Origin of the sequence: Paraburkholderia sp. NMBU_R16, from assembly GCF_013282575.1 — a bacterium.
Classification (GTDB): Bacteria; Pseudomonadota; Gammaproteobacteria; order Burkholderiales; family Burkholderiaceae; genus Trinickia.
This window is the reverse complement of the sequence record NZ_JAAAYE010000194.1, coordinates 1-1414: the sequence shown is the minus strand read 5'-3', so window position 1 is coordinate 1414 and position 1414 is coordinate 1. Positions and strand designations below refer to the sequence as shown.

General features: G+C 64.2%; 1 pseudogene. It reads right to left on the bottom strand.

Annotated elements, in window-relative coordinates:
• Positions 1-250 precede the first annotated feature (250 nt).
• Positions 251-1414 (bottom strand): annotated as a pseudogene (gene istA, locus GWC77_RS27735) (IS21 family transposase); the annotation flags it as partial.

Below are 1414 nucleotides of genomic sequence, written 5' to 3'. Positions count from 1 at the left end.
ATCAATAGCGCGAGGAAGTCGATGTAAGAGAGCTTCGCATCGATCGCTTGGCGATTGCGCGCCTCCAGCGAGTCGAGGATGCCGGACAGGCGCAGTTGCTTCAGATGCGGGGTCAAGGCTGGCATGGGTTGCATGGCCATCTCCTGGGTCAGTGACGCGCGTCGGCGTCGGGGGCAAACAGAGACTGGGCGTCGCGGGCGAAACGCGCGCTGGGAGCATGGATGTATTCGTTCGAATCGGTGAGGGGGTGCTGATCGAAGCCGCCGACAAGGATTGTCTTGACGGTCCGATAGAAGGGACTGGCGTGTGCGAGTGCGCGAGCGCACGCTGCTTCCAGGCGCGAAGTGCCGTAGGGCTTCTGCAACCGCATGACGCCCTGCGCCGCGCGCAAGCGCTCGAGAATGTGATCGGCCAGTAGCAGCTCGATGAGCTCGGCACAAGCGGGCCCTACGCGCGTAGCTTTGTTCGAGACACCACTGCCGATCGTGAGCGAGAAACGCGCGCGCCTCGGGCGGCAGGTCGTCGCGCACGGTGAGCCGGTCGCCGGGGCGGCGGCCGCGTATGTGCGAAGCGACCAGTCGGTAATCGTCGTAAATGCAGACCGAAGCATCGGTTGCACGCAGCCACAACCGTTTGCCGACCAACGCAAACGGCACGGAATACAGCACGCGCTGATGGGCGACATGACAGTCTCGATGAACCGATACCTTGTGCCAGGTGCCGAGATCGGGCGCGACGGCTGGCAACTCGCGCATGAGTGGCCGCTCGATCTCGAACAAATCGAGCGGCACTTTGCGTGTTGTACCGTGGATGCGACGCCCCGCTTCTTGCATGACCCAGTGACGAGCTTGCTCGTTCAGATCGGTGAAGTCGCGGAACAGACGAAGCGGCAAGAAGTTGCCCTTCACGTATTTGACGCCGGCCTCCACGATGCCCTTCTTGGGCGGATCGGCCGGCGGGCAAGGATCGATTCGGAAACCGTACCCTTCCGCGCATTCCGCGTAGGCGCGTTGCACGACAGGGTCGTAAGTGCAGGCGCGCGTGATCGCGCACTTGGGGTTGTCGATGATCACGCGTGCGGGCACGGCGCCGAACCATTCGAAGGCGCGACGATGGCACCCGAGCCAAGTTGCGACCGTCTGGTCCCAGACGAACTCGACGTACTGGTGTCGCGAGAAGGCAAGCGTCATCACGAACGCCCACGTGCGCCGCAGCACGCCGTCGGCGTCGGGCAGCATTGGGCCGGCACCGAAATCGACCTGCGCCGCTTCGCCGGGCGCAAAGCTGAGCGGCACGGTGGCCTCGGGCGGGCGGCCCGCGTTGATCGAAACGATCATGCGATAAACCGACGAATAGCTGCCGGTGTAGCCGTGCTCACGCCGCAACGCGGCCAGAATCGCGGTGCCGGGCACTT